This is a genomic window from Duganella sp. (genome assembly GCF_039595735.1).
In the GTDB taxonomy this organism is placed as follows: Bacteria; Pseudomonadota; Gammaproteobacteria; order Burkholderiales; family Burkholderiaceae_D; genus Rugamonas.
This window is the reverse complement of record NZ_JBCNLB010000002.1, coordinates 160,481-173,106: the sequence shown is the minus strand read 5'-3', so window position 1 is coordinate 173,106 and position 12,626 is coordinate 160,481. Positions and strand designations below refer to the sequence as shown.

Sequence of the window (12,626 nt, the reverse complement as noted above, 5' to 3'; positions counted from 1 at the left end):
CAACGCGTTGCTAAGCCAGGGCCGCTTCCACCCGGTTGCGGCCATTGGCCTTGGCGCGGTATAGCGCATCATCGGCACGCTTGCAGATCAGCTCCAGCGTGCCGGCCAGCGCATCGTAGGCAGCCACGCCGATACTGATGCTGGGCTTCAGGTCCGGCGCCTGGTCGGTGCAATCGGCGGCCGCCACCGCTTCGCGGATGCGTTCGGCCGCGCTCACCGCCTGCTCCAGCGTTGCCGCGCGCAGCAATACCAGAAACTCTTCGCCGCCGATGCGGCCGATCACGTCGCCGGGACGCAGCGCCCTGCGCGCCGCATGAGACACCCTCTGCAGCACCACATCCCCCACCGCGTGGCCATGGGTATCGTTAATACGCTTGAAGTGGTCGATATCCAGCGCCGCAAACGCCAGCGGCTTGCCGTCGCGCTGCGCCTGCGCCAGCGCGCTGCGCGCCAGTTCCAGGAAGTGACGGCGATTCGGCAGCCGGGTCAGCTCGTCGGTCAGCGCCAGGTCGCGCATGCGGCGTGCCTGGGTCACCTGACGCTTCACCATCACGCCCAGCGCAGCGATCGCCACCAGGCTGAGCGCCAGCGCCGCATATTGCCAGCGGCGGAGGGTGTTGGCCGCCGCCAGCGCCTGCGCCAGCGCTTCGTTATTGCGCTGGGTCTGCTCGGTGTGGAACTGCACCCGCAAACGGCTGCTGCGCTCGTCGAGCAGCTGCGTTTGCAGTGCCTGCTTGACACGCATCTGCTCGCCGCGCGCCAGATAAGCGTCATGCCAGTTGCCGGCGCCGGCATGGGCCAGCGCCAGTTCCTCGTAGATCTTGTCCAGGAAACGCAGATTGCCGCCTTTGCTGTAGTGCGCGTGCGCGGCCTGCAGATCGGGAATGGCCAGCGCGTAACGGCCGGCCCGCCGCAGCGCTGCGCCGCGCGACAGCTGCACGGCGGCGGCGCCATCCTCGTCCTTGTCCTTGCGCTGCTGTTGCAAAGCCTGCTCCAGCAGGCGCAGCGCCTCCTCGTGCCGGCCGCGCTTGGACAGCACCACCGCCAGCGCGCGCCGGTCCTCGGCCACATCGGCATCGGCCCCGCGCTGCAGGTCGATCGCCAATGCGTGTTCGAACTCCTGCTGCGCCGCCTCCAGCTGTTCCATCTTTTCCAGCGTGCTGGCGATATTGAAATGCGCCACGCCCTGATTTTGCAACCGGTGCGGCCCCTCGCCCGACGCCAGCGCCTTGCGGTAATATGCCAGCGCCTGTTCGTAATCTTTGACGTTGCTGTCGGCGTACAGGTTGGCAATGGCCGTCAGCGCGTAATTCTGGTTGTGAACGTTGCCAAGCTTGACTTCCAGCTCGTACCCCCGCTTGAGGTCGGCAATGGCGTCGGCATACTGACCATCGTTGCCGCGCTGTTCACCGCGCAGCAGCAGAGCATTGGCCAGCAAGGCTTGGTCCTGCAGGCGTTCAGCTTCCGATACGGACAATTGGAACGCATCGATGGCCTGCTCGCGCTTGCCGCTCATCAGCAAGGCGTGGCCTTTGCACAGCTGCAGGCGAGCCATGCGGCGCTGGTCGCCTTGCTGCGCCAGCCCGGCCTCGGCCATTTTCAATGCGGAAGCCGGATCGCTGGCGCTCAGGGTCATGCAGCGCTCGGCTTCGGCATCGGTCTGGGGCGGTGCTGGCTCCGCCGCCCCAGACTGAGCACTGCTGGCCAGAATGGCTGCGGCAAGCAGCAATGAAATTGCACGACATGGTCTCATGCAACAATCATACGGCATTCAACACATGACTATCAACAATCTAGTCACCCTTCAGCGTGCCAAATGTGGCGGCAAACGCATCACGCGCGGCATGTTGGGCGATGTCGCGGCGCCACACCAGCACGGTCTGCACGCGCGCCACGTCGGCCGGCAATGTATGGACGCGGACCGACTTGGCCAGTTCGCGCTGTTTCAGCACCTCTTTCGGCATCATGGCCACGCCCATGCCAGCCGCCACACAGCCGATGATGGCTTCAAACGTGCCAAATTCGGCAATCCGCGCCGGCGACACCTCGCCTTCCGCAAACCAGCGTTCCAGCCGGCGCCGGTAGGAGCAACCGCTGCGGAAACCCAGCAGCGTGCGCCGCGCCACGTCGGCCGGCGATTTGACCGGGCCGTGCAGGCTATCGGTCAGCAGCACCAGTTCCTCGTCAAACACCGGCAGCTGCATCAGTTCAGGACGCTCGACCGGCGCCGCCACCAGCGCCAAGTCCAGGCGGTGATTCAGCACGGCCTGGATCAGGTAATCGGTGGGGCCGGTATCGAGCACCAGGTCGACCTGCGGATACTGGCGGTGGAACTGCCCCAGCACCAGCGGCAGACGCGCGGCGGCAGTGGTTTCCATCGAACCGATGCGCAGCTGGCCGGACGGCTGGCGGTCGCCGCGCATGGCTTCCTGCGCCTCGTCGGCCAGTTGCAGCAGGCGCTCGGTGTAGGCCAGCAGGCGCGCGCCCTCTTCGGTGATCAACATGCGCCGCCCGGAGCGGTGGAACAGGCTGACGCCCAGCGATTCCTCCAGCTGGGTCAACCGGGCGGACACGTTCGACTGCACGCGGTTGAGGCGCGCGGCAGCCTGCGTCACGCCGCCCTCCTCGGCCACGGTCTTGAAAATGCGCAGGGATGAGAGTTCCATGGTTAAGTTCTCGATTAAAGAATCATTGGTTCATTATAATTCATTTTTCATGATGCACCAGCCAGCCTATAGTGGCACTATCGAACCTGGAGTCTCATCATGAAATCCTCCCCTTCCCTCGCCATCCTGCTGGCATGCAGCTTTGCCTTCATCATCGTCCAGCTGGACGTCACCATCGTCAACGTCGCCTTGCCGGAAATCGGCCGCGAGCTGCAGGCCGGCGTCAGCCAGCTGCAATGGGTGGTGGATGCCTACACGCTGGGCTTTGCCGTGTTCCTGCTGTCGGCCGGCGCCATGGGCGACCGTTTCGGCTCGCGCAGCGTCTTCCTGGGCGGCTTCGGGCTGTTCACGGTCGCTTCGCTGGCCTGTGCCATGGCGCCGGACGCGATGTCGCTCAACCTCGCCCGCGCCGCCCAGGGCGTCGGCGCGGCGCTGCTGGTGCCCAGTTCGCTGGCCATCCTCAACGCCGTCTACGCCGGGGATCGCAAGATGTTGGCCAAGGCCATCGCCTGGTGGACCGCGGCCGGCGGCGTCTCGATCGCGGCCGGGCCAGTGCTGGGCGGCTTGCTGATGTCGGTGTTCGGCTGGCGCTCCATCTTCTGGGTCAACATTCCGATCTGCATACTGGGCTTCTGGCTGACCTTGCGCGTGGTGCCACCGCTGCGCCACAGCGGCCCGGCACGCCACTTCGACATTCCGGGCCAGCTGCTGGCGGTGGTGGCGCTGACCGCCTTCATCGGCGCCGTGATTGAAATCCACGCGCTGGGCCTGACGCATCCGGCCGTGCTGGCCGCACTGCTGGTGGCGGTGGCGGCGGCGGCGTTGTTCATTCGCGTCGAGCGGCGCAGCGCCGCGCCCATGCTGGCGCTGCAGTTGTTCCGCCTGACCGGCTTCACGCCGGCCGTGCTGTTCGGCGTGTTCGTCAACTTTGCCTACTACGGCGTGATTTTCGTGCTGAGTTTTTACCTGCAAAAGGTGCGCGGCTTTTCGGTCCTGCATGCGGGCCTGATCTTCCTGCCGCTGACCGGCACCTTCCTGTTTGCCAACATCACCAGCGGCTGGCTGCAAGCGCGGGTCGGTTCGCGCCAGCCCATGATTATCGGCGGCCTGATCGGCGGCAGCGGCTATGCTCTGCTGGGCATGTTCGGGATTTCGGAAACGGCCAGCTTCTGGGCCATGCTGCCCGGCCTGGCGCTGATTCCGGCCGGCATGGGGCTGGCCGTACCGGCCATGACCACCGCCATCCTGGCAGCGGTCGACAAGCGCCAGGGCGGCACCGCCTCGGCCGTATTGAATACAGCGCGCCAGGTCGGCGGCGCCATGGGTGTGGCAGTATATGGCGCTTTGGTGGCGACCCCGACCACGGCTGCTATCCTGGCGGGCATCGAAGCCGCCATGGCCGTCTCGACCGCGCTGCTGCTGGGCGGCGCGCTGCTGGCCTATCTGACGATTTTTAACCAAGGAGAAAAACTATGCCATTCGTAAATATCCGCATCACCAATGAAGGCGCCACTGCCGAGCAAAAGCAGGAACTGATCCAGGGTGTGACCGATCTGCTGCAAAAGGTATTGAACAAGAACCCGGCCACCACCTTTGTCATCATTGATGAAGTGGAGACTGACAACTGGGGCGTCGGTGGCACCGCCGTGACCGAGCTGCGCAAGCGCGCCAGGGAAGCGGCGGCCAAGACGGCCGGTTAAGCTTCTTTCTGTTGGCGCTGGCGGAACGACGCGACCTTGTTGCGGTTGCCGCACAGCGCCATGCTGCACCAGCGGCGGCGGTGCGACTTGGCTTGATCGTGGAACCACAGCACGCAGTCGCTATCCTCGCATTTGCGCACTGGGCCGATCCCAGCCTGGAAAACCGCGAAGTCAATCAGGACATCCAGCCTGGCCTGTTCCTGAACTACGCCGCCAATCTTACGCTGTCTCCCGTGTTCCAGAACTTCTTCCGCTGGCCGGCCGTTTTACATGCGGCCGGCAATCAATCGGAATATCAATGATAAAGGTGGTGCCGGTGGCGGCGGAACTGTCGACCACCACACTGCCGCCATGTCCCTCGGCCACGCTGCGCACGAACGGCAGGCCAATGCCCCAGCCGTCCGCGCGGTTGCCGCTGTCTTCGCGCCGCAGATATTCAAAAATCCGCTCGCGCCGCTCCTCGGGAATCGGATTGCCGGTGTTGTGCACGCTCAACGACAAACGGCCACGCTCGCTCTGCGCCGCAATCAGCACGCGCTGCCCGTCGCCGTACTTGAAGGCATTGGTGACCAGGTTTTCCAGCGCCCGCAGCAGCGAATTCTTGCACCAGTGGCCCACCACCGGCGCCACCCGCGTCTCGATTTTGCCGACCACCAGCAAGTCAAACTCCTGGACCACGGTACTGACCACGCTCTGCACATCGAATTCCGACAGGCTCAAAGGCAAGGTGACGCCGCGGTCGAACGTCAGCGCATCCACCAGCTGAATCAGCATGTGCTCCAGCCGCGCGGCGCCGTGCTGGATTTTTTCGGCAGTGCGGCATGCCGCCGGCAAGTCCGGCACCAAGGCAATCAGCTGCGCCCCAGCTGTGATCAGCGACAAGGGATTGCGCATATCGTGCGACAAGGTGGCCGCCAGCCGTTCGCGGATCGATTCTTGGATCAGCGCATACTCGCGCACCGCTTCGCGCATGCCCACGTCAACCGAGCGCACCACGATTTGCCATTCGTCCGCCGTAAACTGTAGCCCGTTGCGCTGCGCCACGGTTCCTATGGCGTCGCGGAACAATTGATACTCATGGATGATCTGATCGGCGCGAAACGGCGTCATGCGGGCGCGCTCGCCGCCATGGGCGGACATGGACGTGGTGTGGCTGGCGCCATGGCTGCGCGGATACGAAGGCGTCAGCGCCTCCGCGATATTGTCATAAAAGGCGGGCAAGGTATTGACCAGCAGTGGGCCGGATACCCCTTGCGCCTCCTGCACATGCTCGCGCAACTTGGCTTCCCACAGGTCGATCACCTGCTCGCGCAAGGCCAACATGGCCCTGGAGGTGGCCGACAGCCCTGCTGCGGTTTCCTTCTGATCCGTTGCCAATGTCATCGCTGATCCCCATAGAAATACGCAGCATACCGAAAGCGAACCATCGCTTCAGTATGCTGCCGCACATGGGCTCAGCCCGCTGCCAGCGCGCGTTGCAATTGCTGGTTCAGCTGCGCCGCATGGCTGTAGCCGCCGCTGATCTCAATGATGCCCTGCCCGGTGTCCAACAACAGTGCCGGGAAGCTGCGTACGCCCAGCGCACGCGCACGCACGAAGTCGGCCTTGGTTTGCATAATGGTATCAGTGTCTTGCCAAACCCGGAGCACGGCATCGACCTCCAGTTGCAGTTGTGCCGCCACCACTGCGGACAGCACGCGGCCATTGGTGGTATCGAGCCCGTCCACGTAGAACGCATGCTGCAAGGCGCGGAACACTGCCAGCAAATCCGCCTGCGGCGCCAGCTTGCGCGCCGTCACCACCGCACGGCAGACCGGCTCGGTGTCGTAGACAAAATTCTCGCGCGCCTGCAGGGCCGCGCGGTTGAACGGCAGTCCGCTGTGCGCCTCCACCCGCGCCCAGTGACCGAGGCGAAAATCCTTGCCCGCCTGATCCAGCACATCGGTGGCGCCGGCGCGCACGCCGCCGACAACAATCTCCAGTTGCAGTTCGGGGTGCATGGCCATCAGCTCGGTCATTTCCTTGCCGAAGCCATAGCACCACGAGCACATGGGGTCGCCCACGTACAGCAGCTTCATTTGGCCGCCTTCTCGCGCTGGCGGCGCGTGGTGATGTTTTCGCGGTTGACGCCCCAATTGTCGGTTTCCACCTCATCGATGATGACGAAGGTGGTGGCAGGGTCCTTGTTCAGCACTTTTTGCAACAGGTCAGTCGAACCTTCGATCAGTTGCTGTTTCTGCTCAGCCGTCACGCCTTCATTGGTGACGCGGATATTTACGTATGGCATTGTGATGCTCCTTGAAGTTGATTACCAGGTACCGGCAGTGGCGCCGCCATCGACCGGCAGGATGGTGCCGGAAGTGAAGTTGGATTCGGTCAGATACAGCACGGCGTTCACCACGTCGTCCGTGATGCCGGTGGTGCCGCTCGGCGACAGTGTGCGGAAGAACGACTGCGTGGCCTCATCCGTGCTATGCATCGGGGTCGCAATGATGCCGGGCGCTACCGCGTTGACCTTGACGTTGGAAGCCGCCAGTTCGATCGCCAGCGCACGGGTGGCGTGATTCAGGCCGCCCTTGATCAGCACCGGCAGCAGCGCCGGCACTTTCACGTTCGGCTGCATGGCAATGCTGGCGGTGATGTTGACGATGTGACCGGACTTGTTGGCGCCCATGTGTGCGGCCGCCTGCTGCGACGGGAAGAACACCCCCTTCAGGTTGGTGTTGAGCAGGTCATCCAGTTCCTGTTCGGTGTAGTCGATGGTCGGCTTGGCGATGAAGATGCCGGCGTTGTTGATCAGGATGTCGACCTTGCCAAAGGCGGCCACGGCGCGCTCAAACAGCGCCTTGGCGGTTGCCGGCTTGGCGATATCGCCCGGCACCAGCAGAAAGTTGGCCGGATTGCCCAATTTATCGGCGGCTTCTTTCAGGCGGGCGATGGTGCGGGCATTGCCGACCACGTTGTAGCCACGTTTCAGGTAAGCCTCGGCAACAGCGAAACCAATACCGCTCGATGCGCCGGTCACAATAACAGTCTTGCTCATGATGTTTCCTTTCAGAGTTGTGTTGAGGTGGAGTCACTATATTCGTGACTCATACCTTGATAAATACCCTGAAAAACAAGACAATTGATACATCGCGTAATCAATCCACTGCCATGAAACGCCAATTTGACGATGTGCTGCTGGGCAGCATCGAACTGTTCTGCCTTGCCGCTGAACTCTCCAGCTTTACCGCCGCCGCCACTGCAGCCGGGGTGACGCCGGCGGCCGTCAGCCGGTCGGTCTCGCGGCTGGAAGAGCGGCTAGGCGTGCGCCTGTTCGTGCGCACCACGCGCCAGATCCGCCTGACCGACAGCGGCCGCGTCTACTTTGAACAATGCCGGCAGGCGCTGTCGCAATTGACCGAGGCTGAACGCCAGATCACCGGCGCCCAGGTTGAGCCATCCGGTCCGCTGCGCATCAGTGCACCGACGCCGTATGCGCACTACCGCCTGCTGCCGCTGCTGGGCGAATTCCGCCGCAAATATCCGGACGTCACCATCGACATCCATGTCAGCAACCGCAATATCGACTTTGCCGACGAGGGCTACGACCTGGCCATCCGCGGCCGCGCGCCGGCCGACTCCAACCTCATCGCGCGCAAGCTGGAAGATGCGGAACTGGTGCTGGTGGCCGCGCCCTCCTACCTCAAGCGCGCCGGCAAGCCGAAGGCGCTGGCCGACCTGGCCAAACACGAATGCATCCAGTTCGACCTGCCCAGCACCGGCAAACGCATTCCATGGATCTTCATGCAGGATGGCGCAGCGACCGACCTGCCGACCGAGGGCGGCCTCAGTTGCTCGGAAGATGTGCTGGGCATCGTCACGCTGGCGCGCAGCGGCGCCGGCCTGGTGCAGACTTACCGCTTCATCGTCGAGCAGGATCTGGCCAGCGGCGCACTGGTGGAACTGCTGCCGCAGCATGGCGGCACCTCGCGCCCCTTCATCCTGCTGTATCCGCACGCGCGCCATTTATCACTGCGGGTGCGCACCTTTGTTGACTTCCTGGTCGGCAAGCTCAACCCCGGCCGAGCTATATCCAAATGATATTGATCCTGGTCTCTTTGGCATTGGAGATCAGACAAGCGCTGGGATAGCATACCGAGTTAAGAAAACTCACAGAGACACCCCCATGCCAGCTCCCCTGCCCAGCGCCACCGGCGCCCTGCCGACGCAGTCCCATTCCACCAGTCCACGCGCGGTCCTGTCGCTGCTGACCAGCCTGTTCTTCACCTGGGGCTTCATCACCGTCATCAACAACACCCTGCTGCCGCACCTGCGCAGCGTGTTCGACCTGAACTACACGCAAACCACGCTGATCGAATCGGTCTGGTTCATTGCCTACTTCTTTGCCTCGATTCCATCGGCGCGCCTGATCGAGCGCATCGGCTACCAGAAATCCATGGTGTTCGGCCTGTGCATGATGGCGGTCGGCGCGCTGCTGATGATACCGGCCGCCCGCCTGCCGTCCTACGGCGTGACGCTGGTGGCACTGTTCGTGATCGCTTGCGGCATCACGCTGCTGCAGGTGTCGGCCAATCCTTACGTGGCCGTGCTGGGTTCGCCGGAAACCGCTTCCTCGCGCCTGAATCTGGTGCAGGCGTTTAACTCGCTGGGCGCCACGCTGGCGCCGCTGTTCGGCGCCTACCTGATCCTGGGCCGCTCCAACTCCGGCACAGCCGAAGCAGGCCACCTGCTGACGCAGGCCGAGAAACTGGCCGATGCGCAGGCAGTGCAACTGCCGTACCTGATCGTGGCGGCCGTGCTGGTGATCCTGGCGCTGGTCATCGCGCGCTTCAAGATGCCGGCCATGCACCACAGCGCCACCAGCCGCGTTAGCAGCAGCGAGCGCGCCAAGCTGTCGCTGTGGAAGCACCGCAACCTGGTGTTCGGCATTCCCGCCATCTTCATCTACCTGATTGCCGAAATCGGCGTGGCCAACCTGTTCATCAACTTCACCGGCCAGCCGGAGATCGGCGGCCTGAGCCATGAGCAAGGCGCGCACTATCTGTTCCTGCTGTGGGGCGGCATGCTGGTCGGCCGTTTCGTCGGCGCCTGGGCCATGAACAAAACCAGCGCCGAGCGCGTGCTGGCGTTCTGCGCGATCGGCGCGTTCATCGTGATGATGATCGCGGCATTGGGCACCGGCAGCATGGCCATGTGGGCGCTGATCTCGGTCGGCCTGTTCCACTCGGTGATGTTCCCGACCATCTTCACGCTGGGCATCAAGGGTCTGGGTCCGCTGACCGAAGAAGGCGCCGGCCTGCTGATCATGGCGATTGCCGGCGGCGCGCTGGTGGTGGTGCAAGGCTGGCTGGCCGACACCGTCGGCCTGCAACTGTCCTTCCTGCTGACCGCGGCCTGCGAACTGTACGTGCTGTTCTACGCTGTCTGGGGCTCGAAAGCCACCAACGCTTTCCCGGACGAGCAGGTCGGCTAATTTCCGCTTGCCGTTGTCCCGCATGCCCGCCTCGCGCGGGCATTTTTATTTGCTCAGTTCATAGCCGGTACTGCGGCCACCGGCCGCGGTCTTGCGGAGCAGGCCTCTGTTCAACAGATCGGTGATGTCGCGTAGCGCGGTGTCGGGAGAGCATTTTGCGATGCTTGCCCATTTGCTGCTGGTAAGTTTCCTCTCCAGGCCATCCAGCAATCTGTTAAGCAGTTTCACCTGCCGCTCGTTCAGCGCCAGCCCTGCGTATTGCCGCCAAAAGCGCGCCTTGGTCAGCGCAGAATCGAGCCCAGCGTGCGCCTGATCGACCGCATGGCGCAAGGTGGTTAAAAACCATGAAAGCCACGCCGTCACGTCCATCGTGGCTTTCTGTGTCTGCTCCAATATGCGGTAATAAGCCTTGCGTTCACGCTGAATTTGCGCTGACAGGCTATGGAAACGTTGCGGACTGCCGTCAGCGCTGTCAGGCTGAGCTGATCACGCAGCAGCAAACCGGCCTCTTCCAGCCGGCCAAGCAGATAGCCTCGGGCGCGGCTAACTTCGGACATCGCGGTCCCCAGCACTGCCAGATCATAGCGCCAACGAGGCCAATCGGGGGCCTGCCAGATATAGAGGCAATCTCCGCGTTCCATGCGGAGATTATGCGCTTATTCTCCGCATGAGGCGAACACAGCCCTGGCTACGGCAAGTGGAGCGTGAAGCGCGCGCCGCCTGTTGTTGCGTTCTCTGCCGTGATTTTGCCGCCGCAGGCCTGCATGATGGCCTGCGATAGCGCCAGCCCGAGGCCGACGCCGTCCACCTCCCCGGCCCGCGCGCCGCTGCCGCGGAAGAAGCGTTCAAACAGGAAAGGCAGCTCGTGCTCCGCGATCCCGGCGCCCTGGTCTTCCACCGACAGCGTCACACCCTGCGCCACGCGCTGGATGCGCACGGTGATGTGGCCGTCAGACGGCGAAAACTTGAGGGCATTTTCCAGCAGGTTGCGCAGCACCAGGCTGACCGGCGCACGGTCCACCTGCACCGGCTCGGCCAATTCGTCCTGCAGCAGGATGCGGATGCGCCGCTCGGCCGCCGGTGCGCTCAGGCGCTGCACCGCTTCCCCGGCCAGCGCGGACAGCGACGCCAGTTCCACCTGCGCCAGCTGCTGCCCGGCGTCCAGCCGCGCCAGCATCAGCAATTCCTCCACCAGCATGGTCAGCCCGCCGACTTCGTCCAGGCAGGAGCGCAAGGTGCTGACATATTCGGCCTCGCTACGCGGCCGGCGCAAGGTGATTTCAATCTCGGTGCGCAGCCGCGACAGCGGCGAGCGCAGCTCATGCGAGGCATCGGCGGTAAACCGCCGCTGCGCCTCGAACGCGTGCTCGATGCGGTCCAGCATGGCGTTCAGCGTGTCGGCCAGGTGGCCGATCTCGTCATCGTCACCAGGGTGCGGCAGGCGGCTGTCCAGACTGCTGTCACCGATCTTGCGCGCCTGATCGACGATGTTTTCAATCGCCACAAAGGTTTTGCGCGACAGGCGCGCCCCGGCCCAGCCGACCAGGGCCAGCAAGGCGGTCGCCATCACCGCAAACAGGATGGCGGCCGATTGCAGGATCTGGTCGGCATCATCCAGCGAGCCGGCCACCTGCACCGCGTAGCGCTCGCCACGCACCAGTACCGGCACCGAGACCATGCGCAGCGGTTCCTCGCGCGCATCGGGCAGCGTATCGAACACGGTTTCACCGGCGCCCAGTTGCGCCAGCAGCGACGCCGGCAGCGGCAGCTTGTCGTCGCCCAGGTTGGCGCTGCGCGCCAGCACCCGGCCGTTGCCGTCGATGATTTGCACCAGCCGGTCCAGCCGGGTAAGCGACAACGGCGCGCTGCCGGCCGGCGCTTCATGCACGCGCACCACGGCACCCGCGCTGTCGGCCAGCATGCCCGCTTCGGTGTCGGCCAGGGCCAGCAGCGCCGAATCCAGCTGCCCACGCACCGAGCGCGACAACTGCCACCAGCCGGCCACCGCCGTGACGGAGATGGCTGCCACGCTCACCATCAGGTGCATCAGCACCAGGCGGCGGCGCAGGCTAAGCATCCAGCGCTCCCGGTGGCGCCAGACGGAAGCCGCGCCCGCGCACAGTTTCAATCAGCGCCACGCTGCCCGGCGCGTCAACCTTGCGGCGCAGGTTTTTCATGTGCACGTCAATCAGGTTGTCGATGGCGATCAGGTCGGCATGCCAGACGTGTTCGGCCAGCTGCAGCCGGCTGACCACCTCGCCCACGTGTTGCAGCAGGAATTCCAGGATGGCGTATTCTTTCGGCGTCAGATCCAGGCTGACGCCAGCGCGCCGCACCTCGTGCGTCTGCGGATCCACCGTCATGTCCGCCACCTGCCGCAAGGCCGGCGCCGCGCGCACTGCGCGCCGCAGCAACGCCCGCACGCGTGCCAGCAATTCGTCGAATTCAAACGGTTTGGTCAGGTAATCATCGGCGCCGGTGTTGAGGCCGGCGATGCGGTCGGCCAGCGCATCGCGTGCGGTCAGCATCAGCACCGGCAATGGCAGGCCGCGCTGGCGCCATTCGCGGCACAGCGTGATGCCATCCTTGCCCGGTAACATCCAGTCGAGGATGGCCAGGTCGGCGCGCGCCAGGTCACTGGGCTCAATCTCCTGCGCGGCATGGGCGACCGTCACCACATAGCCCTCTTCTTCCAGGCCACGGGCCAGCAGCCGCGCCGCTTTGTGATCATCTTCTACGAGCAATATGTGCATGAAGCAAGTATAACAGCGGCCCGGCCGG

12 protein-coding genes and 2 pseudogenes are annotated in these 12,626 nt (G+C 64.2%); 4 read left to right on the top strand and 10 right to left on the bottom strand.

Annotated elements, in window-relative coordinates; genetic code table 11:
* Positions 1 to 10: 10 nt before the first annotated feature.
* Together ABDW57_RS05860 and ABDW57_RS05855 are read right to left on the bottom strand one after the other, a co-directional pair.
* Positions 11 to 1,729: a diguanylate cyclase gene (locus ABDW57_RS05860; RefSeq protein ID WP_343729268.1), complete on the bottom strand. Its 1,719-nt coding sequence runs from the start codon at positions 1,727 to 1,729 to the stop codon at positions 11 to 13.
* A gap of 64 nt (positions 1,730 to 1,793) precedes the next feature.
* Positions 1,794 to 2,666, bottom strand: a complete 873-nt coding sequence (locus tag ABDW57_RS05855; protein ID WP_343729267.1) for a LysR substrate-binding domain-containing protein — start codon at positions 2,664 to 2,666, stop codon at positions 1,794 to 1,796.
* Positions 2,667 to 2,765: 99 nt separating this feature from the next.
* Between ABDW57_RS05855 and ABDW57_RS05850 the strand changes: the two genes are divergently transcribed.
* Together ABDW57_RS05850 and ABDW57_RS05845 are read left to right on the top strand one after the other, a co-directional pair.
* A complete protein-coding gene (locus ABDW57_RS05850) occupies positions 2,766 to 4,151 on the top strand; it encodes an MFS transporter (protein WP_343729266.1) in 1,386 nt (461 codons plus the stop codon).
* Entirely contained in the window at positions 4,139 to 4,366 is a 228-nt protein-coding gene (locus ABDW57_RS05845) for a 4-oxalocrotonate tautomerase family protein (protein WP_343729265.1), read from the top strand. The genes ABDW57_RS05850 and ABDW57_RS05845 overlap by 13 nt, the downstream gene beginning before the upstream one ends.
* Here the strand turns inward: ABDW57_RS05845 and ABDW57_RS05840 are convergent.
* The 5 genes and pseudogenes from ABDW57_RS05840 to ABDW57_RS05820 all read right to left on the bottom strand — a co-directional run.
* A pseudogene (locus ABDW57_RS05840) lies at positions 4,363 to 4,506 on the bottom strand (CGNR zinc finger domain-containing protein); the annotation flags it as partial. The gene ABDW57_RS05845 and the pseudogene ABDW57_RS05840 sit on opposite strands and share 4 nt — an antisense overlap.
* A gap of 79 nt (positions 4,507 to 4,585) precedes the next feature.
* Positions 4,586 to 5,749 (bottom strand): HAMP domain-containing sensor histidine kinase, encoded by a 1,164-nt coding sequence (locus ABDW57_RS05835; RefSeq protein ID WP_343729264.1) that lies wholly within the window; start codon positions 5,747 to 5,749, stop codon positions 4,586 to 4,588.
* Positions 5,750 to 5,820: 71 nt separating this feature from the next.
* Positions 5,821 to 6,444, bottom strand: a complete 624-nt coding sequence (locus ABDW57_RS05830) for a DsbA family protein (RefSeq protein WP_343729263.1) — start codon at positions 6,442 to 6,444, stop codon at positions 5,821 to 5,823.
* A complete protein-coding gene (locus tag ABDW57_RS05825; protein WP_343729262.1) occupies positions 6,441 to 6,653 on the bottom strand; it encodes a 4-oxalocrotonate tautomerase family protein in 213 nt (70 codons plus the stop codon). The genes ABDW57_RS05830 and ABDW57_RS05825 overlap by 4 nt, the downstream gene beginning before the upstream one ends.
* A gap of 21 nt (positions 6,654 to 6,674) precedes the next feature.
* Positions 6,675 to 7,409 carry an SDR family oxidoreductase gene (locus ABDW57_RS05820; RefSeq protein WP_343729261.1) on the bottom strand — a complete coding sequence of 245 codons (735 nt, stop codon included), beginning with the start codon at positions 7,407 to 7,409 and terminating at the stop codon, positions 6,675 to 6,677.
* 113 nt (positions 7,410 to 7,522) lie between these two features.
* On the opposite strand from ABDW57_RS05820, the gene ABDW57_RS05815 reads away from it, so the two are divergent.
* Both ABDW57_RS05815 and ABDW57_RS05810 read left to right on the top strand, forming a co-directional pair.
* The gene (locus tag ABDW57_RS05815) at positions 7,523 to 8,452 is read left to right on the top strand and encodes a LysR substrate-binding domain-containing protein (protein WP_343729260.1); all 930 of its coding nucleotides are present in this window, start codon (positions 7,523 to 7,525) and stop codon (positions 8,450 to 8,452) included.
* Between the two features lie 85 nt (positions 8,453 to 8,537).
* The gene (locus tag ABDW57_RS05810) at positions 8,538 to 9,845 is read left to right on the top strand and encodes a sugar MFS transporter (protein WP_343729259.1); all 1,308 of its coding nucleotides are present in this window, start codon (positions 8,538 to 8,540) and stop codon (positions 9,843 to 9,845) included.
* Between the two features lie 45 nt (positions 9,846 to 9,890).
* Here ABDW57_RS05810 and ABDW57_RS05805 read toward each other — a convergent pair.
* The 3 genes and pseudogenes from ABDW57_RS05805 to ABDW57_RS05795 form a co-directional block, all read right to left on the bottom strand.
* Positions 9,891 to 10,486, bottom strand: a pseudogene (locus tag ABDW57_RS05805) (DUF4172 domain-containing protein).
* 47 nt (positions 10,487 to 10,533) lie between these two features.
* The gene (locus tag ABDW57_RS05800) at positions 10,534 to 11,922 is read right to left on the bottom strand and encodes an ATP-binding protein (protein ID WP_343729258.1); all 1,389 of its coding nucleotides are present in this window, start codon (positions 11,920 to 11,922) and stop codon (positions 10,534 to 10,536) included.
* Positions 11,915 to 12,598 (bottom strand): response regulator transcription factor, encoded by a 684-nt coding sequence (locus ABDW57_RS05795; protein ID WP_343729257.1) that lies wholly within the window; start codon positions 12,596 to 12,598, stop codon positions 11,915 to 11,917. Before ABDW57_RS05795 ends, ABDW57_RS05800 begins: the two co-directional genes overlap by 8 nt.
* Positions 12,599 to 12,626 lie beyond the last annotated feature (28 nt).

Excerpts from the sequence above, each read along its gene's own strand:
- ABDW57_RS05835 (WP_343729264.1), bottom strand. The coding sequence starts at position 5,749 with ATGACATTGGCAACGGATCAGAAGGAAACCGCAGCAGGGCTGTCGGCC.
- ABDW57_RS05800 (WP_343729258.1), bottom strand. The coding sequence starts at position 11,922 with ATGCTTAGCCTGCGCCGCCGCCTGGTGCTGATGCACCTGATGGTGAGC.
- ABDW57_RS05825 (WP_343729262.1), bottom strand. The coding sequence starts at position 6,653 with ATGCCATACGTAAATATCCGCGTCACCAATGAAGGCGTGACGGCTGAG.
- ABDW57_RS05795 (WP_343729257.1), bottom strand. The coding sequence starts at position 12,598 with ATGCACATATTGCTCGTAGAAGATGATCACAAAGCGGCGCGGCTGCTG.
- ABDW57_RS05830 (WP_343729263.1), bottom strand. The coding sequence starts at position 6,444 with ATGAAGCTGCTGTACGTGGGCGACCCCATGTGCTCGTGGTGCTATGGC.
- ABDW57_RS05855 (WP_343729267.1), bottom strand. The coding sequence starts at position 2,666 with ATGGAACTCTCATCCCTGCGCATTTTCAAGACCGTGGCCGAGGAGGGC.
- ABDW57_RS05815 (WP_343729260.1), top strand. The coding sequence starts at position 7,523 with ATGAAACGCCAATTTGACGATGTGCTGCTGGGCAGCATCGAACTGTTC.
- ABDW57_RS05850 (WP_343729266.1), top strand. The coding sequence starts at position 2,766 with ATGAAATCCTCCCCTTCCCTCGCCATCCTGCTGGCATGCAGCTTTGCC.
- ABDW57_RS05820 (WP_343729261.1), bottom strand. The coding sequence starts at position 7,409 with ATGAGCAAGACTGTTATTGTGACCGGCGCATCGAGCGGTATTGGTTTC.
- ABDW57_RS05845 (WP_343729265.1), top strand. The coding sequence starts at position 4,139 with ATGCCATTCGTAAATATCCGCATCACCAATGAAGGCGCCACTGCCGAG.
- ABDW57_RS05810 (WP_343729259.1), top strand. The coding sequence starts at position 8,538 with ATGCCAGCTCCCCTGCCCAGCGCCACCGGCGCCCTGCCGACGCAGTCC.